Raw genomic sequence first — 20,828 nt, forward strand, 5'->3', positions numbered from 1 at the left:
GATGGGGCCGACGTCCCTGAGCATGAACGGGATGAATTGCACTTGATGCAACATTGCTCGTTGGTCCGGATCGGCTAGTCGCGCTGGTCGGGGAGGTGCAACGAGAGTGCGGGTTTGACCGTCGCCGGCCACTGACCTGGGCAGACGGGTTCAGAGCAACATTGATGCATCTAATGCAACAGCCTGGAGATGGTGTGATGGATCGCGACGTGAAGCAGAGCCCCGATGCTCCGATGCCTGGTCTGACTGTTCACGTAAAGCCCCTACCGTGGCCTTACAGGCCGGGTTGAACGGAACCCTCGAGGGCGACACTTCAACAAACTGCCTGGCAGTCCGTAGCCCCATGGGCACTGGCGCCGGCACCAACCGCCTCGTCGACATCGATGTGGCCTGGCCTCCAGGCTGGAGTGTCGCACTCCGTGACGGCACACCCGCCCTGATTGATGCAACAGGACAGCTGGCCTGCCGGCTCGGCGACGAGATAACAGTCGGGGGAGGCTTCGTAGACATAGCCCGGATCGGCGTCGTCTCGTGCACAGGCCAGGAGCGGGTATTCCAGGCATCCGAGCTCACACGCGTTTGAGCGTTGGCCCTTGTCGACGAGCATGCCGCCGTCACCCTCATGACCAGCACTGCTGATGAACCTAGAGCCAGTGATCTAATCCACGTTTGCCTAAGGCGGACCGGAATACCGCACACTTTGAATGTGCACCGGTTCCCAGTCCACCGGTTCTGCCTGCACCGCGACAAGTCGCTGACCGTGCAGTGGGTGCGGGTCGTGGTGTGGCCGCCGTTCGGCCGGGTGCGGCGCAGAGGCCCCGCGTGACGCCGGAGCCGCGGGCCAGCGAGCCGGCCGGGGTGCGGATCCCGGCTGAGTTAGCCGGACCCGTGGAGGTCGCCCTGGCCCGCTCGGTCGACCAGATCCCGGCCCCGAATGCCCTGCCGGGCGGGTCACGTTACGAGGTGAAGTGGGATGGCTACCTTCACTGAACTCGTCAAGCTGGTGCGGGCTCGCTGGGATCGATTGGGCGGAGCCGTCGGGCCTGGTGCCGTGCCGTTCGGCGTGCGGCCTCCAAGCTCGGAGTATTCGCCGATCTCAGCTGGTCGTCATAGCTCGCTGGTCTTCTCCGGAGCGTTCGCGAACTCACGACAGATCGAGGTTGTCTTCGTCCTGCAGTTTCGTCAGGGCGTCCAGTTGCGCCGGTTCCAGCAGGGCGTCGGCCGCCAGGGCGTTGGCGGTGATCTCCTGCACGGTCTCTGCGCCGACGATTGCCGACGCGACCGTCGGTCGGGACAGCAACCAGGCAAGTGAGATCTCGTGCGGCGGCAGTCCCCAATCCTGGCTCAGGCGCTCGACCATACGGCCCAACTCCAGCTCCCGCTCGGAGAACCCGGACCCGGAAAACCGCTGCCAGCCGTGGATGTCGCGCTCCAGGACTCGAGTACCGGCCAGCAAGCCGCCGTGCAGCGGCGAGTACGCAACAGTGGATAACCCGAACTGCCGGGCCGCCGGGGTCAGCTCTCGTTCGGCCGACCGGTCGATGAGGCTGTAGCGGACTTGGGCACAGACGGGGGCGTACAGCCGCCGGTCGTCCGCAATCCACAGCGCGTGGGTGAGTTGCCAGCCCGGGTAGTTCGACAGCGCCACGTAGCGCAGCTTGCCCTGGCGGATCAGGTCGTCGTAGGTCTGAAGCGTTTGTTCCAGTGGGGTGTTCGGGTCCGGAAAGTGGGCGTAGTACAGGTCGATGTAGTCGGTTTGCAGCCTGCGCAGGCTGTTTTCGACCTGTTGGATGATGTGTCTGCGGGACAACCCGGCGCCGGGACCGAGGCGCCGTTCTCCGGACTTGGTCGCGATCACCACGTCGTCGCGGCGGCCGGACAGTGCTCGGCCGAGGATCTGTTCGGCTGGGTCGCGGTCGGCCGACGCGCCGGGCTGGTCGAAGACCGGCAACGTCCCGTACACATTGGCGGTGTCGAAGAAGTTGATACCGACGTCGAGCGCCGCGCGGACCACCCGTTCGGCGTCCTGAGCGGCCGGCGCCACACCGAATGTGGCCGTGCCCAGGCAGATCTGGGACACCTCGACACCAGTCGGGCCGAGTAGTGAGTATTTCATCAGCCAAACCTTCCGCTCAGTCGATGGTCCGGATCTGTCAGGCGACGGGTGGTGCGGCCGCGTACTGCTCGTCGGTGACGGAGTCGAGCCAGTGGACGACGTCGTGGTCGGTGTCGGCCTCGTTGATGGCGAGGTGGACCATGAGGCGGTTGGGGGCGGCGCCGTGCCAGTGTTCCTCGTTGGCCTCGAAGAGGACTCGGTCGCCGGGGCGGATGATCTCGATGGGACCGCCTCGGCGTTGGCACAGTCCGATGCCTTCGGTGACGAAGACGGTCTGGCTCAGCGGGTGGCGGTGCCAGTGGGTCCGGGCCCCGGGCATGAAGTGCACCAGGTTCGCGGCGACCCGTGAGGGTGGCGGGGCGGCGGCGACAGGGTCGATGTAGACGTCGCCGGTGAACCAGTCGGCGGGTCCCTTGACGGTGTCGATGGAGCTGCGGGTGATCTGCATGATTCCTCTAGCTGTTCGCTGTTGGGGTTTGTGCTGGTGCTGCCCATGAGGCGAGCAGTTGGAGTCGTTCTGCGGATGGTGAGCCGGGTTCGGCGGTGTAGACCAGGAGCACTAGCCCCGGCTCGGCCGTGACGGCGAGTTCTTCGTAGACGAGGGTGAGTTCGCCGACGTCGGGGTGGTTGAAGCGTTTGGTGCCGGTGCCGTGGGTGCGGACGTTGTGGTCGGCCCAGAGGCGGCGGAAGGTCTCGCTGCGGGTGGAGAGCTCGCCGACGAGGTCTTGGAGGCCGCGGTCGTGCGGGTCGCGGCCGGCTTCGGCGCGCATGATGCCGACGCACATCTGGGCGAACAGGTCCCAGTCGGGGTAGAAGTCGCGTGAGGCGGGGTCGAGGAACTGGAACCGGGCGAGGTTCGGTGTGCGTCCGCTGTCGCCGATGACCGGCGAGTAGAAGGCGCGGCCCAGGGCGTTTGTGGCGAGCAGGTTCTGGTGCGGGTCGCGGACGAACGCGACGCCGTCTTTGATCGCGTCCAGCGCCCATTGCAGGCTGAGCCGCGAGGCTGCCGCTTTGCCCGACGATCGGCGGCGGGTGCGGCCCGAGGTCGGGATCCCGTCGGCGGCCCGGGCAAGGTCGAAGAGGTGAGCCTGCTCGGTTTCGTCGAGCTGCAGAGCGCGCGCGAGGGCGTCGAGCACGCCGCTGGAGGCGCCGGCGATCTGGCCGCGCTCAAGTTTCGCGTAGTACTCGACGCTGAGCCCGGCGATCGTCGCGACCTCACTGCGCCGCAGTCCGGGGACACGCCGCGCGCCGGTGGTCGGCAGGCCTGCCTGTTCCGGTGTGATGCGGGCGCGGCGAGTGGTGAGGAACTCGCGCACCTCCTGTCGGTTGTCCACGACTACGACAGTAGTAGGCCGAAACCGGCGGCGGAGCGGTGAAGGGTGCCCTGTGGGTACACCCATCGACAGGGACTTCTCCGGGCCGACCCCCGCGGGTTGACTCGAAGGCGAGAGCCCCGGAACCGGGGTTCGGCAGCGAAGTTTCGAGGAGGAGCGCGCGATGCGCCAGGTAGTGATGCACGGCCCCGGGAACGTCCAGGTCGAGGACCGCGAGGACCCGAAGATCCTCGTGCCGACCGACGCGATCATCCGCTTGTCGGCGACCTGCATCTGCGGGAGCGACCTGTGGCCCTACCGCGGCGCCGAGCCCGTCGACCACCAGGTGATGGGCCATGAGTACGTCGGCGTCGTCGAGGAAGTGGGGTCGGCTGTACGCACCGTCAAGGTCGGCGACTTCGTCGTCGGCTCGTTCTGGGCCTCCGACAACACCTGCGAGATCTGCCGGGCCGGCTACCAGGCGTACTGCGTGCACCGCGTCCTGATGGGCACCATCGGCACCCAGTCCGAACGGGCCCGCATCCCGCTGGCCGACGGCACTCTCGTCGCCACCCCGGGCATGCCCGGGCCCGACCTGATCCCGTCGCTGATGGCGGCCTCCGACGTGCTCGGCACGGGCTGGTTCGCGGCTGTCGCTGCCGAGGCCGAACCGGGTAAGACGGTCGCGGTTGTCGGTGACGGTGCTGTGGGCCTGTTGGGCATCCTGGCCGCCCAGCAGCTTGGCGCCGAGCGGATCATCGCGTTCAGCCGGCACGCAGATCGACAGGCCCTGGCCAAGGAGTTCGGCGCCACCGACATCGTCGAGGAACGCGGAGACGAGGGCGTTGCCCGGGTCAAGGAGCTCACCGGCGGGCTGGGAGCCCACTCGGTGATCGAGGCGGTCGGCACGCAGGAGGCGATGATGCAGGCCATCCACTCCACCAGGCCGGGCGGCCACGTCGGATTCGTCGGCGTCTCCCACGACGTCGCCATCCCCGGTGACGACCTGTTCATGGCCGGAGTCCACCTCCACGGCGGTCCCGCCCCGGTCCGGCAGTACCTGCCCGACCTGATCCAGCTCATCTGGGACCGCAAGATCAACCCTGGCAAGGTCTTCGACCTGACCCTGCCCCTGGACCGGGCCGCCGAGGGTTACCGAGCCATGGACCAGCGGACCGCTACCAAGGTCTTACTCACCGTCTGATCCAGCCGACCATGCCTGCCACAAGAGGGATCGATGAGTGGCTTTCGCTCTACAGCCGTCGCGGTGCTGGCCTCGGCCGTCGTGTTAACGGTGGCTGCCTGCGGAACCGACGCAACCACCGGCGACGCCGATCGGCCCGCGACACCGACCAGCAGCGCTCCGGTCGACCCGCCGGCCGAATCGCCGTCCGAGGGTCAGCGATCCAGCCAGCCCGGTACGCGCAGCACCGAGGGAGACGGTATGAGAGTTCAGATCACGATCGGTGAGCAGCACTTCCAGGCCACACTCGACGACAGCGCCGGCAGCCGCGATCTGGCCGCGCACCTGCCGCTCACGCTCGACATGAGCGACCACGGCGGCGTGGAGAAGACAGGTCCTCTTCCGGCGCCACTGTCCCTGGACGGTCAACCGGCCGGCGCCGACCCCGATATCGGCGACGTCGGCTACTACGCCCCCGGCAACGATCTCGTCCTCTACTACGGCGACCAGTCCTACTACAACGGCATTGTCGTCCTGGGCCGCATGCACGACGACGCCGCCGAGCGCATCGCGGCCATGGACGGCTCCATCACCGTCCAGCTCCAGCGCTGACACCACCGGCAACCTGAAGAGGCATGATGCAACAGGCCCCGTCGCCCCCGGACATCACCAGGCCGACGCCACCGCTGCTGAAAGCACGCCGCCAGGCTCAACTGACCACCGGGCTGGTCGCGACCGTGGTGTTCTTGACCGCGATCGCACCACTGGCCACCGACATGTACGTCCCAGCCTTCCCGCAGGTCGCCGGCGACCTGTCCAGCACCGCGACGCAAGTCCAGTTGACCTTGACAACGTTCTTCGTCGGCATGGCGCTCGGCCAGCTGATCGGCGGACCGGTCTCGGACCAACGCGGCCGGCGGATCCCGCTGCTCGCGGCACTGCTGGCCATGACCGCGGCCTCGATCGTCTGCGCGCTCGCGCCGACCATCGCGGTAATGACGGTGGCCCGGCTCGCCCAAGGATTCGCCGGCGGCTGGGCGATGGTGATCGGCCGGGCGATCATCGTCGACTTGGCCACTGGCGCACGGCTGGTCCGGGTACTGAACGTCATCGCCGCGGTCGGCGGCATCGCCCCCATCGTCGGCCCGCTCCTCGGCGGACTCATCCTGCAACTATCCCACTGGCGGGTCTCGTTCTGGCTCGTCGCGGTGCTCGGCCTTGCGATGACAGTGGCGGCCCTGGTCGCCGTGCCCGAATCACTCCCGCCCGAGCGCCGTCGCGCCGGTGGGTTGGGCAACTTTCTCGCCGCCGGGCGCATCGTCTTGGCCAACCGAGAGTACGTCGGCTACCTGGTGGTCGCCGGCGCCGCGATGGGCGCGCTGTTCGCCTACGTCGCCACGTCCGCGTTCGTCCTGCAATCCATGAACGGGCTCTCACCGATCGCGTACTCCATCGACTTCGCCGCCAACGCCACCGGGATGACGATCGCTGCGCTGATCGCGGCCCGGCTCGCTGGACGGGTCTCCACCCGCAAGCTCATCCTGGGCGGCCAGATCGCCGCTCTGGCCGCAGGAATCGCCATGCTGGCCGGCGCCCTGTGGCTCGGCACACCACTGATCCTCGCGCTCGTGTGCTTCTTCGTCCTGATGACCGCCCAAGGCCTCATGATCCCCAACGGCGGCGCCCTCGCCTCGGCCGCCGTCCCCGAACACCCCGGCACCGGATCCGCCGTGCAGGGATTCGTCCAATGGGTCGCCGCCGGAACCATCGCACCGATCGCCGGACTCGGCGGCGAACACACCGCCCTACCCATGGCCGCCCTCATCACCGCCGGCGCCGCCGTCTCCATGATCGGACTCCTCGTCCTGGCCAAGCCGAAGCCCACAAAGACGACCAACAGCCGGGGCAGCACAACGCCATAGCCCACGACGTGGAAGCGATCGGAGCCGCAACCGTTCTTTCCACGCACGCGGACCGACCAACGACTCGAGGTTCCAGGTACCGCCGCGACTCGAGGTTCCAGGTACCGTTGCGACTCGAGCTGCGGCGGTGGCAGCACACGTCACACCGGGCAGCCGTAATCTCGCGCCAGGCGCTTACGCCAGCGGCCAGCGCAGGAGAATGACCCACTCAGCGGACTCGATCAGGGACAGGCCATCGGCCCGAGCTAGGTCGGCTATCAGCTGGGTGGCCTCGGCCGGGGTCATTCGGTACCGCTCGATCAGGATGCCTTCGGCGATGGCGATCGTCGTCGTGTGTTGTTCGAGTTCCATAGGTGCGGCCTCACTACCCCCGGCGGGAGGGGCGGTTCTGGTTCCGCAGAGCCTCGTGTCGGGCGTTTGAAGCCCAGCGGACCCTCGTCGTCGGTCGCTAGTCCTGTTCCCGCCGCTGTTCGTTGATGCGCAGGGCTTCGGCGAGTTGGTCTTCCAAGATGATGATCCGGCAGGCCGCGTCGAGCGCGGTGCCCTGGTCGACGAGTTCACGGGCGCGCGCGGCCAGGCGCAGTTGGTAGCGGGAGTAGCGGCGGTGGCCGCCCTCGGAGCGTTGCGGGGTGATGAGTTTCGCCTCGTCCAGGCTCCGCAGGAACCCCGGCGTGGTGCCGAGCATCTCCGCGGCCCGGCCCATCGTGTAGGCGGGGTAGTCCTCATCGTCGAAACTGGCCGGCCCGGTCGGCGGGGTTGAACTCATCGCGGTCTCCGTGTGCAGGTCTGGGGTCATCGAACCTCCATGCCGAAGGGCCCCGGTGCCGAAGCACCGGGGCCCAGGGGTTGTGGATTGTCACCATCTACCGGCCGTGAGACCGGCCTTGCATGTCCGCAGCACGCCACGTGAAGGCTGTCACTGCGGGGATCGCTGAATGCGTAACCGAAGACCACCTTCCCATCCGATGGAACTACGGCACCCGTCCGGCGAAGTACTGGCACTGGCGGGCGATCCGACGGTGTAATCCCTTCCCTTCTCTCTCGAACAACAACTACCGACCGCTACCTCAACTACAAACAGCAACTGCTACTGCCGGTACGGAACTGCGCACTACCTACTGCGACTACGAAAACTGCGACTTCAACCGCTGACTACACCTGCGAACTGCAACAGCTACTGCCATCCGTCAAGCCTGGAACCCTTTCCGACCACTGGCTCCAGTGACTCTGACCGGATCCTGGCGTGAAACCCGAGCCCCTTCACTGATCGGCCCGGCGGAGTCCGCCGTCGTACCTACTGCACAATCACACTCTTGGACAGAACGTTAGCTGTCCACGTCAGCTTCGCTGTTCTTCTCTGTCAACACGAGGAACACTACACACGAGGCCCGGCAATGTCTAATCCCGCCAGCACAGATATTGCGTGTGGGGTGGGAGAGCTTCGAACCGCGCTGAACTCCTGGCACCAGCGGCACCGGTATTCAGGGTGTCGGTAAGAAACGTGTCACCAGCGGCAGACGAGCTGAGACCGAACGCGGCCGGGACCTTGCCCCGGGGTCCCGGCAGCCCTCTCAGGACACCACCGCTACTTTCGGGTCGCCCATCAGTGGGACGGCCGGTTCGCCGGGCGGTGGCAAGCTGTCGCCGCCGCAAGGGCATGACGGGCTCGGCTCGGTGTGGCTGGCACCGTTCGCAGTGCCAGCGCTCGATCAACTGGCCAGGCTGGCTGGGTCCGGGGAGAGCAAGACGGGTTCGAGGCCTTCGCGGTGCAGTTGCAGCTCGTGCTTGTTCGCCGGGCGGTGGCCGCACGTCGGGCAGGCCGTCGACCGGGGCGGTACGGGCATCGGTTGCGGCGTGATCGTCGTACGGTCGGCAGCCGCAGCCGCGGGCAGCTCGTGTTGTAAAGAGACGGAGTGTCCAACAACTCCGCATGCACCCGTTTCCGGACAGTCGTGGCGTGACGGCAACCGATCTCGACCATCGCCGAGCGCTGCTGCTCGACCCCGACCCGCTCGGCGTCATCGGTGGCGGAATGCTCATCGTGTACGCCCGGGTGTCCACCAGGGAGCAGCACCTCGGCCGCCAGCTCGACGCCCTGACCGGAGCTGGCTGCAGCCGGATCTTCCAGGAGAAGCTCAGCGGTTCAGGGCCGTGGCTGGTGTCACTCGGCGGTTGGTTTGACGCCGCGGAAAGCATCCTCGAGGTCGGGGTGGATCTCGAAGACGCGTGTCAGGCCGGTCAGGTCGAACAGCCTCAGCATGTGGGGCAGGGCACAGACCACCACCAGGGACCCGCCCGCCCGGCGGGCACGGGTCTGGGAGCGGACCAGTACGCCGATCGCGCCGCAGTCGATGAAGTCGACCTGGTTCAGATCAACCACAAGGTCTCGGTGGCCGGCGCTGTGGAACTCATCCGCCAGGCCCCGCAATTCTTCCAGGGTTGCCTCTGTGGCCGTCCCGGCCAACGTGAACACCACTCGGCCGGCGCGCGCCACACTGCTGATCGTCAGACTCACGCCTGCCACCTCCCTCATCACTACGCTCGGGGCGTGACCGGCCCCGAGGCGAACTGAAGAACCGCACGTGCGGTTCCTAGCCCCGTGTTGGGGAGGGGTCGGGGCCGGGAATCGCTGCCGGTGGCAGCCTTACAAGTCACTGCCGCCACCCTCACCCGTACCCGCAGGCCTGTTCCTTGAACGCCGCGGAGGCCGATTATCGAACGACCAGGGTTGGGATTGTTCCGCGTCGGGCACGGTTAACCACAGTGAGGGAACGGTCACCGTGAGGGGCGGCGGCCAGGGTGCAGCCTCAGCGCCCGCGCTCCCTCCGGCACGAAGGGCGGGCTGTTCGCGGGGTTGAGGGGCATCGCCGACCGGCCCGCCCGCGGCCTTCCCGCTAACACTCCCCGCGACCACGATGCAGAACCAATCGTGTGATGCGGCGATGCGGATCGACCCTGCTTCCCCGGGCGCCATCCCCGCACCAGCAGAAGTCCGGCGAGTCATCCCTCACTCCGCGCACTGCCGGGCACCGACCCCGCCACGACGTCTCAGCAGCCACGCCGTCGCAGACGAGCGTGGATTGGGGCCGATGGGTTAGTCGGCGGTCGGGGCTGAAGGGTTGGCTGGGCCGAGGATCCGTTCGAGTAGCGGGTTTCGCCTGGCCGAGCGGCGAGGATGACCTCGCGCGGTACCTGCCGACCGGCGTAGCGCAGTGCGAGGGCCACGACGACGACGTCGTCGAGTGGGCCGATGACAGGGAGGAACTCGGGGATCAGGTCGATGGGGCTGGCCACCCAGAGGCCGGCGATCACGATGGCGATCTTTGCTCGGCGCGGCACGCGGGGGTCCTTGCGTAGCAGGCGAACTGTGGTCACGCAGTCGGGGATGAACGCGGCCAGCGCGCGCGGCAGGCCGGGTGGCAGCCGCCGGACTAGCAGGACCAGCAGAGCCCAGCTGGTGAGCAGGCATGCGGCGGCGATAGCGAGACCGGTCACCCAGTTACGCATCGGCGCTCGTCCGGTGACGATCTAGGACTCGGTACACGGTGGGCCGGGACACCTCGAACAGTTCGGCCAGTTCGGCGATGGTGTGTTCCTCGGCGGCATGGAGTTTGAGGAGGTGCGCCTGCCGCGCAGGGGACAACTTCGGCGCCCGGCCTTTGAGCTTGCCCCTTCGCTTTGGCGATCGCCATACCTTCGCGGGTGCGCATCCGGAGCAGGTCGACCTCGAACTCGGCGAAGGTGGCCAAGATGTTGAAGAACATCTTGCCCATCGGGTCGGTGGGGTCGTAGATCATCGTGCCGAGCTGCAGCCTGATGTCGCGGGCGGCGAGGGAGTCACCGATCTCGCGGGCGTCGGGCACCGACCGGGCGAGCCGGTCGAGTTTCGGGGTGAAACGGCGACGTTCAGACTGGGGTGTGCTGGGAACCTGGCACTACAAGGCGTCTGGTCGCTCGAGTGCCCAGAACTGCCCAGATCCCGGCGTTGAGACAGCTAGCGCCGGGATCGCCTTTTGATCTCATGGCGCTGCAGGCCTTCGTCCTGCCTGCATGCCGTCGGCAACGTTCAGCTGCCCGGCCGGAGATGCTGGTAGCCCGACGTGTCGGGCGGAGGGCATGGTCGCCCCCGCCGGCGGGTACCAGGGAAGGATCCTTCGTGGAGGGCTGTAGGTGGCGGTGTCGTGATCCTCGCGACCGGGGGGAGGCCAGCAATGGTGAGCGCGTTCATTCCGTGGAGCTATCGGCCAGCGGCGGGCTATGTGGCCGGCCTTGACCTGGTTGGGTAGCAGGTCACCGCCGCGGACGGCGACATCGGCCGAGTCGCCGAGGCGACCTACGACGCCGGGGCGGCTGGGGTGGTGGTTTGACACCGGGTGGATCCTGGGCTTCCCGACGACAGGCCTTCAAGGCGTCGACCGCGATACCGCAGCCGCCCATCACGTTGCCCACAAAGGCCCCAAACCCCAACGGCGCCGCGGCCCCGGCATTACAAGCTACTCGACGACACCCGGGACCTCCTGGACGACCTGCGCCCAAAGCTCGACCTGACCATCACGCATGTAGCTGGCGAGGTCTTCATCGAAAACACGGCATATGCCGGGTCTCCGCGCCCTAACCAGCAAGCTGACCGACGCGCAGCTCGTCGATCATCTCAACGACATCGCCTCCATGCTCGACCAGATCCACTCCGCTCTGCGGGTGACCTCCGAACAGGCTCTGGCCCTCGCCAAGTTGGCCGAAGCCAACGCCGCATACGGCGCGGACCGACCAGCGGTGGTTCTGCTCCAGGAAAGCGCGGACAGCGCTGCCCGGCACTGCCTGAAGCGCGGCAGCAGGTGGACTTGGCACTACAGCCGCTCGACGTTCTCGAGCGCGAAGGCCTGAAGTAGAACTGCTGCGGACCCGGGCCTGCCTATCGGCGGCGAGCCTCGTGCCTCGACGCTGTGCGGTAAGCGGCTACCCACCGGTGGCGGGCGCCAGCTCACCGCGCAGCTGCAGATCGGTCGCCGCGTCGACTGAGTGGCCCTCGGGGCCGACCTCCGTGTGGCATCACTCGTGGCACGAATTGGCGGATACTCATGGGGAATCTCGCGCATACTGAGTGCGGCCGTGTTGACAAAATGGCCGGTAGAGAGCAGATGCGCTGCCGTAGTTCCTACTCGTAATGAGAAGGTTGTCAGTCCGACGTCCCGGCCGGGAGCGCGTGGCGCGGAGGCACCACCCGGCCGCGGACGTTCGCCGGCTTCAATCTTCTCGCCTCGGTGTGGCCGGCCACCGCCGGCTGTGACCGCAAACTAATCCCGCAACACTTGTCGGCTAACTGATGTGCGACAGGCTGCTGTGCCGACCACCTGATCTGCCGACAACGCACGGATCTGCCGGTGTGCGGATGCAGATCTTGGCGTCAGGGGTGAGTAAGCGGTGCTCCGGTACGTACTGAGACGACGACGTCGTGGATTGCGCGGGTGACGGCTGCGGCGTGATCCGGGTTCTCCACGAGGGAAGCGTGGGTTGCCCCTGACACGACGCGATGAAGGCTGTTGGTGGACAGCGTGACTGTCTTGTTCTGGTTGGCCATCCAGCCCTTGGAGTTTTCGCGTTCGGCGGTGAGAACGATCAGTGGCTTCGCACCAACGCTGCGGAGTGTGCCCGCCTCGGGCACGGACCGATTCGCGACGCCGTACTCATCGAGGACCCCGCTCATTTCCTTCGCGGTGGCGGCGGTGGCGCGGGCATCGTCGCGGTACTTCGGCGGTAGCTCCGAGAAACTGGTGTCGGCGAGAAGCCGCCCGAGCCCCAGCCGAGAGGTCGCCGCGACCAACGAGGACAGGTGCTTCAAGACGCTGTAGGAACCCGCCTTCTGCGGGGAGACGGGTTTGTTGTTGGCGGCGGTGGAGTCGACCAGGACGAGGCCGGCGACCTCCTCGGGATACTTCGCGGCGTACGTCCTCACGTACAGGCCGCCAAATGAATGTCCGGCCAGGACATACGGACCCGGAACCTGTGCACGGTCAAGGAGCGTGTGGAGATCTGTGGCGATCTGCGCACCGTCGGGTGGACTCGCAGCCGGATCACTCCAGCCGCGCCCCGCCCGGTCGTAGACGCATACTCGGCTGTCGCGGGCCACAGCCGGAGCGATCAACCCCATCGACGCCGCCGAGCCGCCCGCGCCGGGCTCAAGGATCACAGTCGGGCCGCGTGAGCCAGTGCACTCCAGGTGGAGTCGGTACGGTCCCACGTCGACGAGCTGGCCGCGCATGGCAACCGCCGGTGCGGTGGACTGACTGATCCTCTCGTACCCCCCGCCCACGGCGAGAAGCGCCAGGATGACCAACACAGGGCACAGCAGCCACGCCCTGGTGCGGCTATGCAGCTCACGCCTGGAGCGGACCCACACCCAGACGACCAAGACCAACACGGCCGGCGGCCAGACCCACCCCAGCGTGCCCACCACAGAGTCCGGGGCCAGGAGCACCAACGCACCAGACGCGGCCATAAAGATCGCGGGCGCTACGGCCCAGCGTTGAGGTTGGTCGGTGTACCGCATGGACAGCACCGCCAAGAGCGCCCACCCGAGCGCGAAGCCGAACAGCACCATCGCGGTGGAGAAGTTCATATCCACGGTGTCGACTGGCAGGAACGCGAGGATGACCGCCGCTGCGAACCCAGCGGCCAGCGATCCGGCCACTACTATGCCAATGCCCGTACGCGCTGACTCTGGTGCTGGAGCAGCAACCTGGTCGGCGCGAGTGGTGTCAGTCGAACGTCGCTCGGTCATGACAACCACCTCCCCCTTGATGAGGGCCACCCCGCCCTCGTCTTTAAGCATGCGCTAAGTCGCCCGGGCGACGGAATAGCCCGACCGTGCCCTCGCAGTGCCATTCGGCACGCAACTGGCGCCCCCAGCCCGGTCCGCCCGGAGCCGCGATCCGAGCGGCTCATGCCGATGATGCCGTCGGCGCCAACTATCCGGCGGCTCCAGACCGGCGTCGGTGAAGATGGCCGACTACGTGGCCGAAGGCCGTGGACAGCGCCCCGATGAACGCAACGAGCTGCGCGAAGAGATCGCCGGCATCGGTGACACCGTCGACGACCTCGTCAAGATCGTCCGCAGGCTGAAGGCCCCGAGGCCGACGACCTGCAGCGCTGGAGCGGCCGTCTCAGGCAGCAGCATCCAAGCCCACCCAGATCGGCGCTGACCCGCCAGAACCCGATGTAGACGGCAGCGATGAATACCAGTCCGAGGGCGTAGACCGGGGCCGGAGCTCACCACCAGAAGGCGAACGGCGTCGAGCCTGAGCCACGCCGATAATCACCTCAGCGACCAGTGGCACACGTGGCCCCGGGAGCCTGTGTCCGCCCGTGGGTGCGCGATTGGACGCATGGTGAGCAGGCAAGTCACCCTCGTTCGAGGCCAGTTAGCGGTAACAGGGTCGCGACGATTCTGGCCGAGGTGCAAACGTGGGTGTGGGGAGTCGGTCGGTACGGGCTAGGGGTCGACGCTGAAGCTGAACATCATTCCGCTCTCGTGGTGTTCGGCGATGTGGCAGTGCGCCATCCAGAGACCGGGGTTGGTCACGTCGAGGAGGATGTCGACGGTTTCGCCTGTGCGCACGAGAACGGTGTCTTTCCAGACGAGATTGGGTTCGACGGTGTCGTCGCGGCTCATGACAAGGAAGCGGCCCGCGCCGTGGATGTGGAAGGGGTGGTGCATTGGGTGGTCGGAGTCCATTTCGTTGACCAGCCTGATCTTCACCTGATCGCCGACCGTGAAGTGCCAGTCGATCGCATGGTTCTCCCCACCGGTGCTGCGGTCGACGAGCTTCCAGCGCATGTTGGCCGGTGTGGTGATCCGGTTGACGTCGACCATGTCGTCTTCCCACTCGATGCCACCAGTCGCCTCATGGTTGTGACCGCCCGCATGGCCGTGCTGCTGGTCGGTCGCGTGGTGCTGGGCATGGGTGGGTTCGTCGCCGTGGTGTTCTTGGGCCTGGTTGACGAGTTGCGCCGGCATGAGCTTCATCCCGCACTGAGGGCAGCGGTCGGGTGAGTCGCTGACTACGTCAGGATGCATCGGGCAGGTGTAGGTGGCGGCAACGGCAACCAGTTTCATGCCGCAGTGCGGGCATCGGCCTTGGTCGGCGGTGATGACTTCGGAGTGCATCGGGCAGGTGTAGGTGAGGGCGACGGAGATGGCTAACAGCTTCATTCCGCAGTCGGGGCAGGTTCCCTCATCGGCGCTTATCACCTCGGGGTGCATGGGGCAGGAGTAGACGATGGGGCCGTCGGGTACACCCATGTCCATTTCAGCCACGAACGCGAGGGTCTTGTCCGGAGCCACGTCGCGGTACCGGTTCAGCCGATCCCGTTCTGCTGTCATGTCGGCGTTGGTGCGAAGCACCTCGAACTGCTTGCTCAGCTCCGGCTCGGCCGGGGTCTCGCTTACAGTGACTGTCGCCAGGGGATAGGTGCGCTCTGGATGCCGGTGCTCGAGGGTCACCATCCCAGGCTGGTCGAAGAGGACGTCGACGACGATCCGCTCCGAGGGCGCAAGCATCACCTCAGTCACGAAGGCTTCGTGTTCGACCCTGCCGCTGTCTCCACCCACCAGTTTCATCCGGGCCATGTCGAAGCCGACATTGAAGACCCGCGTGTTGGCCGTGTTGGTGAAGTAGAAGCGGACCACCTCCCCGAGGTCGGCCGACAGTTCATGGGTGACGTCACCGCTGATGAGCATGGTGTTGCCGAAGCGGCCCATCGCCACGTAGGTCGTCTCGGTGCGGCTGAACGACGCGATCTGACCGTTCTCGAGCAGCACATCGTCGAGGGTGATCAGCTCCTCGCGGTTCACCGGGGGCCAATAGTCGGGGTCCGACGGGACGACCACGATGTTGCCGTACAGGCCCATCTCCTGGCCGTAGTCCTCGCGGATGTGGGGGTGGTACCAGTAGAGGCCGGGGTCGTGGAACTGCAGTCGATAGGTGAAGCTCTGTCCCACCTGCATCGGTGTCTGGGTTTCGTGGGTCCCGTCATAGGCGTTCTGTAACCGCAGTCCGTGCCAGTGCACGGTGGCCTCGGTGTCGGCCTCGTTGGTCACGTTGATGACCACTTCCGAACCCTGCTGGACCCGCATGGTGGGCCCGGGCACCGACCCGTTGTAGGCAAGCATGCGCACAGTCGCATCGCCCAGCCGTTTGACCATCGGAGCGATACCCAGGTCAAACTCTTCCCCGTTTGCGAGAGAGACGATCTCGGATGGTTGGGATTCTGGAAGGTCACGGATGTCGGTGGGGAAGTTTCCGCGATTCTCACTTTCGTTGTGGTCACTGTGGCTCGACATGATTGGCCTCTTCCTGGCTGTCTCCCGCGCCGGGGTGTTCACGATGGGCTGCATCTGGCGGCAGTTTGCGGCTGTCGGCCAGGACCTGGATCTGTGTGGCGATGTACTCGGCGTCGTCCTTCACCCAGCCGAGCAAGGCTGAGCCGCGGGTGTGTTGCCAGTACAAGCCGAGAAAGTAGAGTCCCGGCAGGTCGGTCACCCCTCTGTGGTGGCGGACCCGTCCTCCGGCGTCCAGTACCGGGGCCTCGATCCAGGAGTAGTCGGGCTGGTATCCGGTTGCCCATACGACTGCGTCGACGCGGAGTTGGGTTCCGTCAGCGAAGTTCACGGTGTTGTTCGACGCGCTGACCGTTCTCGGATGCAGATCGACACCGAGACGCCTGAGCTGCCTTGGGCTCGAGCCGATGAGTGTCTCCCGCTCGCTCAGCCGGCGCCCGAAACGTGAATCAACAGTCAGGTTGAGCAACCCTGTCTTGGTGAGCCACCAGAACAAGTCGCGGCGCCAGACTTTCTGCGGCAGTGGCGTTTGCCGTGAGCCGACCGAGAGGTGGACCGCGTGGGTTCCGGTGAGCTCCGTCGCGATCTGGAAACCCGTGTTGCCGCCACCGACAACCAGCACGGTCCCTGCCGGAACGTCCCGCGGTTGCCGGTACCCCGTGCTGTGCATCTGGAAGACCTCAGGACCGAGCTGACCGGCCAGCGCCGGCGTTAACGGCAGCTGGAACGGACCGGTCGCCACCACGACCTGGTCGGCCCTCACGCTCCTGTCGCTGCACTCGAGCTGAAACCCATCGTCGATCTGGGTCAGTGATCTGACGGCACTGTTCAAAACCACCGGGAGCTTGTAGGTCTCCGCATACGCGTTCAGATATGAGACCACCTCGTCACGAGTCGGATAACCGTCGAGATCCCCCGGGAAGCCCGCTCCGGGGAGTGCGTCATACCGGCGCGGCGTGAACAGGGCAAGCGAATCCCACCGGTCCCGCCACGCCGCACCCACCGTGTCGGCGGCCTCGAGGATCATGAACCGGCGACCATCACGTGCAAGAAAGAACCCGATCGCCAACCCAGCCTGCCCCGCCCCCACCACGATGACCTCCACGCGGTCATCATCACCAACCCCCCGCCAGGCAGCTCCCTCTGCCCGAGCAGACGGTTCCGGCCGCTCGTCAGTTCCCCCACCGTTCACGTCTGGACACCCCCGGCGCCTGTCGATCACCAACCCATGAAGGTCCTCGACGGTGGCTGCTGCCGCCTTGCGCAGACATCTCGCCGGCCGCCGCTGAGGTCATGGCGGTACAACTTCTAACCTTCGGGCGGACGCAGGGCTACGACCAACCAGGCCACGAGGCCCGAGGCGATCCTGCCAAGCACCACCAGACCGACATGCCCACGGGAAGGCACGGGCAGAGCTCTAGCACCCGCGCCCTTCGGGATGAGCCGTGTCTCGGCCATGCTGGCAGTCTCCGCCCTACAGGTGGGTGGTGTCGAGACGTCGGCGTAAGGCGTGCAGCGGGTGGCCGGGGTTGACTTCAGGAGGCCCGTTGCGAGGGACGAGCGCGACCGCACTGGACTCATCGTTGCCGGATGGTGCGTCGGGCCCGAACGCCGAGTCGGCGGCCCCTGATCACCCACCGGCCTACGCCCCTGACTGCCAACGCCCTACTCTGACACCATCGAGGAACGGTGAGATTGGCATGAACCAACCAGCGACCCACGCCCCAATCGGATCCATCGGTTGGACCGAGCGCACCGGTGGTGTGTTGACGGTCCGCGAACGCATCTCGCTCGCCCGGCCACTACTGCGCAGCCACCTCCGCATCGTCGTCGGCAGCCTCGCGATGGCCACTCGAACACATTCGGGCCGCCGGAACTCGGTTGAACCAGCCGCGCTGGTCCCGCCGGACTCGTTGCTGGCACGAGATGCCGAAGCTGCTGCTCAGGACCTCCTCACACCGGCATTGCTCAACCACTCGCGCCGTGCGTACGCCTGGGGTGCAGCCATCGCTGCACTCGACGAAGTCGAGTTCGATCACGAATTGCTGTACGTTGCGGCGATGTTTCACGACACCGGCCTGCCGAGCCGGGTCCCCGACGTCGACTTCACGGTTCGCAGCGCGGCAGTGGCGCGCGACTTCACTGACCGCCACTACGTACCAGAGGTACAACGCGAGCTCGTGACGAATGCGATTGCCCTGCACCACACCCCAGGCGTCGGTGTTGAATCCGGTGCCGAAGCCTTCCTGCTTTCCGCCGGTGCAGCAGTTGATGTGTTCGGGCTACGCAGCAATCACGTACCCGATGCAGTCCGCAAGACAGTCGTGCAGGACTACCCTCGCGTCGGCTTCAAGCGGGAGTTCACCGGGCTGTTACGAGCCGAAGCCAAGCAGGTCCCGCATGGGCGCGCCTGGTACCTGCACCGCTTCGCGCTCAGTGACGTGACGATCAGGCTCGCCCCTTTCCGCGGATGAGAACCTAGCCGTTCCCTGCGATGCGCTCACGCGCAAAGCTTCAGGTGACGGTGGGCTCCGCGTGCATCCGATCCTGCCGTACGTCAAGGGCGCGGCTCCAGAGTTGACCGCTGTCAACGTCCAGCGGAATGTCGACACAGCTCCCGGCAGCGCAGGCTGCGGCTATTGCTTAAACCGACCGTACCGGTGTGGAGACCCGGATGGCCGGTCGATCAGCAACTTTGAATCTCACGGCCCGCCCGTGGTGCCGATCGTGGTGCGAAATGACGGATACCACTGGGGAAATCCAGGCGTGGTGCGGACGACCGTGTTAGCGAAACCGCTTCTAGAGAGCGTATGCGACGCTGAGCGTCCTCCTCGTAATGAGAAGCTCGCCTGTTACGCCGACCGGACCGATCACGGTCCGCACCGCGCTCGTCACCTGGTTGTTGTATCCCTGGGGACGTGCGCGGATCTGGGCGAACTGCAACTACCGGTGCAACTACGACCACGGGCTGACTACCTCAGCCCCATGGGCGTCGGTCAACTCGTCAGGAGTCGCCGGCGTCGCCCGGATCAGCCCTGGTTCCCTCGGCCTGGCGCGAGTAACGTCTCAACCGCCCGGCGCACAGAGCTCCATCTCGCAAGAGGGGGCATGGAATGCTTCGTCGCCTGCTACTGATGGTCGGCCTGCTGATCGCGGGCTTGTTGTTCACTGGAGCGCCCGCGTTCGGCGGCGCGCCACCGGTCACCGAGACCACTACCCAGAAGAACCTCGTCGAGACCTTCGTCGATGTGATTCCCGATCCCGTCTGCTCGGAGGAAGGACCGCTTTACACCATCACCACGACCACCAACCTCGTCATGCACTCGACCATCTTCGCTGACGGCCGGGAGCACGACACCTTCACCCAGACCGGCACCTTCGTCGCGGTGCCGCTGGAGGACCCGACTCTGCCGAGCTACACCGGAAAGGTCACGATCTGGGGAGGCTTCAACGCCAACGGGGCGACCGTGAACGGAACGTTCACGTTCAACCTCCACGCCACCGGCTCGGACGGATCGACGATCCGCACCAACCAAGTCGATCACTTCAACGTCCGACCCGACGGCACGGTCAACGAGTTCTTCCACTGCCACTAGGCGTTCCGGGGAACTCACCCCGCCAGCTCCCGCGCCGGGCGCTGGCGGTGGGCGCGCGAAGAAGATACGACAGCAAGACGACACCGGCGCTGCGAGCTGACTTGTGGGTGCCGGCACCTTCGTGGCGGTCGGGGTCTCCGAGTGGAAACCGGCCTACGCCCTGCGCTCGAGCCAGGGGAACTTCGACGCCCTGACCTCTTCTATGCCATGGGCACGGACCGCGCCGTGGTTGGACGCTCGCACGGCTCGATCCATTGTGGGCAAGGCGTTTGGGCCTTCCTGATTGCGGCCCGTTGACTCGGTTGGCGGGTGTTTTGACGCGCGGCGACCTCACAAATCTCTCCCCGGCGAAACTGCCTCCGGATCGGGCGCGCCTCGATGAGCGGTCTGATGCCGTACTTCTCGAGCTCCCTGGGCGCGATACTTTCGGCACGCTCGTCTTCCAGGTCGCCGGCCAGCAGCTCTCCGTCGGGGCGACGCCCTGAACCTCGGAGGCGAAGTCATCGTGCTACTCCTGAGTCGCGTCCTCGCCGGTGGTGCAAGTCGGGGCGTGTTCGGGCGTGGGTGACCAGTTGTGAGCGTCAGTCGCAGAAGTCGCAGACGCCAGTTGCCGGGAGCGTCATGTGACAGGTCGGCACGCGACCCCATCCTGTTCCCCGAACTGTCCGACCGTGAGCGCGAAGTGCTCGAGCTGCTGGCCCGAGGGATGTCGAACAGCCAGATCGCCCGTACGCTCGTCATCGCCCCCAAAACCGTACGCAACCACCTGAGCAACGTCTTCACCAAGCTCCAGGTCCGCGACCGCAACGAGGCGATCGAACGCGCCGCCAGGCCGGCCTCGGCCAAGCCGACAACCCACGCGCCACATCGTGTTGACAGGGCATGTCATGAACCTCAGGAGCCGGCCCTCGTTCCACAAAGTGATCCACACCATCCCGGGCAGATGATCTGCGGCCGAGCCGGCCGGTGTGCTTTACGGCGCAAGCGCGATTGCTCTGCGCGGACGGCCTGCCCGATCCGGCTCTTGTGGTTCAACGGCCGAGCTTCGCCCGGCTGGGGCGCGTTTCCTCGCTTCGCTGCGGGCCGCGCCGCTTGGGCGTTGGCGACTGCAACCCTTCGCTGCCTTGGCCAGCGTCCGATACTGCCCCAGTCGGCGTGAATGAGCCATAGCTGCCCACCGAACTCAGGTGAAGACGGCCTCGGCGCCGCTACGGGTGCTGTCGGCGCAGGAGGGCGGAACGGTGGGGTCGCTTGCTACGGCGGCGCTGCGGACGTCGCCTCGACAGCCTGAAGGATGAGCTGGGTTCGACATGGCTGCGAGCGACGCCGGATCGTCGTGGATGGTGGCTCGCCTTGCTGTT

At 66.4% G+C, this 20,828-nt stretch carries 19 protein-coding genes and 2 pseudogenes; 9 read left to right on the plus strand and 12 right to left on the minus strand.

Annotated elements, in window-relative coordinates; translation table 11 throughout:
• Positions 1 to 1,144: 1,144 nt before the first annotated feature.
• Genes OG558_RS15605 through OG558_RS15615 form a run of 3 tightly spaced genes read right to left on the minus strand, consistent with a single transcriptional unit; the run spans position 1,145 to position 3,450 of the window.
• The gene (locus OG558_RS15605) at positions 1,145 to 2,116 is read right to left on the minus strand and encodes an aldo/keto reductase (RefSeq protein WP_405070907.1); all 972 of its coding nucleotides are present in this window, start codon (positions 2,114 to 2,116) and stop codon (positions 1,145 to 1,147) included.
• Between the two features lie 37 nt (positions 2,117 to 2,153).
• On the minus strand, positions 2,154 to 2,564 hold the full coding sequence (locus OG558_RS15610) for a cupin domain-containing protein (RefSeq protein WP_405070908.1): 411 nt from the start codon (positions 2,562 to 2,564) through the stop codon (positions 2,154 to 2,156).
• Positions 2,565 to 2,571: 7 nt separating this feature from the next.
• On the minus strand, positions 2,572 to 3,450 hold the full coding sequence (locus OG558_RS15615; RefSeq protein WP_405070909.1) for a helix-turn-helix domain-containing protein: 879 nt from the start codon (positions 3,448 to 3,450) through the stop codon (positions 2,572 to 2,574).
• Positions 3,451 to 3,613: 163 nt separating this feature from the next.
• Here OG558_RS15615 and OG558_RS15620 point away from each other — a divergent pair, with 163 nt between their 5' ends.
• The 3 genes from OG558_RS15620 to OG558_RS15630 all read left to right on the plus strand — a co-directional run bounded on the left by OG558_RS15620 (position 3,614) and on the right by OG558_RS15630 (position 6,534).
• A complete protein-coding gene (locus tag OG558_RS15620) occupies positions 3,614 to 4,633 on the plus strand; it encodes a zinc-dependent alcohol dehydrogenase family protein (protein ID WP_405070910.1) in 1,020 nt (339 codons plus the stop codon).
• Positions 4,634 to 4,873: 240 nt separating this feature from the next.
• Positions 4,874 to 5,224: a cyclophilin-like fold protein gene (locus OG558_RS15625; protein ID WP_405070911.1), complete on the plus strand. Its 351-nt coding sequence runs from the start codon at positions 4,874 to 4,876 to the stop codon at positions 5,222 to 5,224.
• A gap of 23 nt (positions 5,225 to 5,247) precedes the next feature.
• Positions 5,248 to 6,534 (plus strand): multidrug effflux MFS transporter, encoded by a 1,287-nt coding sequence (locus OG558_RS15630; RefSeq protein WP_405070912.1) that lies wholly within the window; start codon positions 5,248 to 5,250, stop codon positions 6,532 to 6,534.
• A 174-nt stretch (positions 6,535 to 6,708) separates the two neighbouring features.
• Here the strand turns inward: OG558_RS15630 and OG558_RS15635 are convergent, their stop codons facing one another.
• Together OG558_RS15635 and OG558_RS15640 are read right to left on the minus strand one after the other, a co-directional pair.
• The gene (locus OG558_RS15635; protein WP_405070913.1) at positions 6,709 to 6,885 is read right to left on the minus strand and encodes an ANTAR domain-containing protein; all 177 of its coding nucleotides are present in this window, start codon (positions 6,883 to 6,885) and stop codon (positions 6,709 to 6,711) included.
• Between the two features lie 97 nt (positions 6,886 to 6,982).
• Positions 6,983 to 7,300: a MerR family transcriptional regulator gene (locus OG558_RS15640; RefSeq protein ID WP_405070914.1), complete on the minus strand. Its 318-nt coding sequence runs from the start codon at positions 7,298 to 7,300 to the stop codon at positions 6,983 to 6,985.
• A 1,266-nt stretch (positions 7,301 to 8,566) separates the two neighbouring features.
• Between OG558_RS15640 and OG558_RS15645 the strand changes: the two are divergent.
• Positions 8,567 to 8,668, plus strand: a pseudogene (locus OG558_RS15645) (recombinase family protein); the annotation flags it as partial.
• A 27-nt stretch (positions 8,669 to 8,695) separates the two neighbouring features.
• On the opposite strand, the gene OG558_RS15650 reads toward OG558_RS15645, so the two are convergent.
• From OG558_RS15650 to OG558_RS15665, 4 genes and pseudogenes are all read right to left on the minus strand, one after another.
• Positions 8,696 to 9,049 (minus strand): STAS domain-containing protein, encoded by a 354-nt coding sequence (locus OG558_RS15650; RefSeq protein WP_405070915.1) that lies wholly within the window; start codon positions 9,047 to 9,049, stop codon positions 8,696 to 8,698.
• 533 nt (positions 9,050 to 9,582) lie between these two features.
• Complete coding sequence (locus tag OG558_RS15655; protein WP_405070916.1) at positions 9,583 to 10,041, minus strand: YkvA family protein; 459 nt, start codon at positions 10,039 to 10,041, stop codon at positions 9,583 to 9,585.
• On the minus strand, positions 10,034 to 10,177 hold the full coding sequence (locus OG558_RS15660) for a helix-turn-helix domain-containing protein (protein WP_405070917.1): 144 nt from the start codon (positions 10,175 to 10,177) through the stop codon (positions 10,034 to 10,036). Before OG558_RS15660 ends, OG558_RS15655 begins: the two co-directional genes overlap by 8 nt.
• A gap of 82 nt (positions 10,178 to 10,259) precedes the next feature.
• A pseudogene (locus OG558_RS15665) lies at positions 10,260 to 10,397 on the minus strand (recombinase family protein); the annotation flags it as partial.
• A 730-nt stretch (positions 10,398 to 11,127) separates the two neighbouring features.
• On the opposite strand from OG558_RS15665, the gene OG558_RS15670 reads away from it, so the two are divergent.
• Entirely contained in the window at positions 11,128 to 11,418 is a 291-nt protein-coding gene (locus OG558_RS15670; protein WP_405070918.1) for a hypothetical protein, read from the plus strand.
• 520 nt (positions 11,419 to 11,938) lie between these two features.
• On the opposite strand, the gene OG558_RS15675 is transcribed toward OG558_RS15670, so the two are convergent.
• Positions 11,939 to 13,312 carry an alpha/beta hydrolase gene (locus tag OG558_RS15675; protein WP_405070919.1) on the minus strand — a complete coding sequence of 458 codons (1,374 nt, stop codon included), beginning with the start codon at positions 13,310 to 13,312 and terminating at the stop codon, positions 11,939 to 11,941.
• Between the two features lie 214 nt (positions 13,313 to 13,526).
• Here OG558_RS15675 and OG558_RS15680 point away from each other — a divergent pair, with 214 nt between their 5' ends.
• Positions 13,527 to 13,733 carry a hypothetical protein gene (locus OG558_RS15680; protein WP_405070920.1) on the plus strand — a complete coding sequence of 69 codons (207 nt, stop codon included), beginning with the start codon at positions 13,527 to 13,529 and terminating at the stop codon, positions 13,731 to 13,733.
• 290 nt (positions 13,734 to 14,023) lie between these two features.
• Here OG558_RS15680 and OG558_RS15685 read toward each other — a convergent pair whose 3' ends face one another.
• Both OG558_RS15685 and OG558_RS15690 read right to left on the minus strand, forming a co-directional pair.
• Positions 14,024 to 15,928, minus strand: a complete 1,905-nt coding sequence (locus OG558_RS15685; RefSeq protein ID WP_405070921.1) for a heavy metal-binding domain-containing protein — start codon at positions 15,926 to 15,928, stop codon at positions 14,024 to 14,026.
• Entirely contained in the window at positions 15,858 to 16,976 is a 1,119-nt protein-coding gene (locus OG558_RS15690) for a flavin-containing monooxygenase (protein WP_405070922.1), read from the minus strand. Before OG558_RS15690 ends, OG558_RS15685 begins: the two co-directional genes overlap by 71 nt.
• 661 nt (positions 16,977 to 17,637) lie before the next feature.
• Here OG558_RS15690 and OG558_RS15695 point away from each other — a divergent pair.
• The 3 genes from OG558_RS15695 to OG558_RS15705 all read left to right on the plus strand — a co-directional run bounded on the left by OG558_RS15695 (position 17,638) and on the right by OG558_RS15705 (position 20,626).
• Positions 17,638 to 18,345, plus strand: coding sequence for an HD domain-containing protein (locus OG558_RS15695; protein WP_405070923.1), 708 nt, complete (start codon positions 17,638 to 17,640; stop codon positions 18,343 to 18,345).
• Positions 18,346 to 18,984: 639 nt separating this feature from the next.
• Entirely contained in the window at positions 18,985 to 19,467 is a 483-nt protein-coding gene (locus tag OG558_RS15700; RefSeq protein ID WP_405070924.1) for a hypothetical protein, read from the plus strand.
• Positions 19,468 to 20,173: 706 nt separating this feature from the next.
• Complete coding sequence (locus tag OG558_RS15705; protein WP_405072172.1) at positions 20,174 to 20,626, plus strand: response regulator transcription factor; 453 nt, start codon at positions 20,174 to 20,176, stop codon at positions 20,624 to 20,626.
• Positions 20,627 to 20,828: the final 202 nt, after the last annotated feature.

The sequence above is a fragment of the Kribbella sp. NBC_01510 genome, from assembly GCF_045040325.1.
GTDB lineage: Bacteria > Actinomycetota > Actinomycetes > Propionibacteriales > Kribbellaceae > Kribbella.

What these genes read in the sequence shown, in the direction of transcription:
- OG558_RS15605 (WP_405070907.1), bottom strand. Translation starts at nt 2,116, where the DNA reads ATGAAATACTCACTACTCGGCCCGACTGGTGTCGAGGTGTCCCAGATC.
- OG558_RS15610 (WP_405070908.1), bottom strand. Translation starts at nt 2,564, where the DNA reads ATGCAGATCACCCGCAGCTCCATCGACACCGTCAAGGGACCCGCCGAC.
- OG558_RS15620 (WP_405070910.1), top strand. Translation starts at nt 3,614, where the DNA reads ATGCGCCAGGTAGTGATGCACGGCCCCGGGAACGTCCAGGTCGAGGAC.
- OG558_RS15625 (WP_405070911.1), top strand. Translation starts at nt 4,874, where the DNA reads ATGAGAGTTCAGATCACGATCGGTGAGCAGCACTTCCAGGCCACACTC.
- OG558_RS15630 (WP_405070912.1), top strand. Translation starts at nt 5,248, where the DNA reads ATGATGCAACAGGCCCCGTCGCCCCCGGACATCACCAGGCCGACGCCA.
- OG558_RS15635 (WP_405070913.1), bottom strand. Translation starts at nt 6,885, where the DNA reads ATGGAACTCGAACAACACACGACGACGATCGCCATCGCCGAAGGCATC.
- OG558_RS15640 (WP_405070914.1), bottom strand. Translation starts at nt 7,300, where the DNA reads ATGAGTTCAACCCCGCCGACCGGGCCGGCCAGTTTCGACGATGAGGAC.
- OG558_RS15655 (WP_405070916.1), bottom strand. Translation starts at nt 10,041, where the DNA reads ATGCGTAACTGGGTGACCGGTCTCGCTATCGCCGCCGCATGCCTGCTC.
- OG558_RS15670 (WP_405070918.1), top strand. Translation starts at nt 11,128, where the DNA reads ATGCCGGGTCTCCGCGCCCTAACCAGCAAGCTGACCGACGCGCAGCTC.
- OG558_RS15675 (WP_405070919.1), bottom strand. Translation starts at nt 13,312, where the DNA reads ATGACCGAGCGACGTTCGACTGACACCACTCGCGCCGACCAGGTTGCT.
- OG558_RS15685 (WP_405070921.1), bottom strand. Translation starts at nt 15,928, where the DNA reads ATGCAGCCCATCGTGAACACCCCGGCGCGGGAGACAGCCAGGAAGAGG.
- OG558_RS15700 (WP_405070924.1), top strand. Translation starts at nt 18,985, where the DNA reads ATGCTTCGTCGCCTGCTACTGATGGTCGGCCTGCTGATCGCGGGCTTG.
- OG558_RS15705 (WP_405072172.1), top strand. Translation starts at nt 20,174, where the DNA reads ATGTCGAACAGCCAGATCGCCCGTACGCTCGTCATCGCCCCCAAAACC.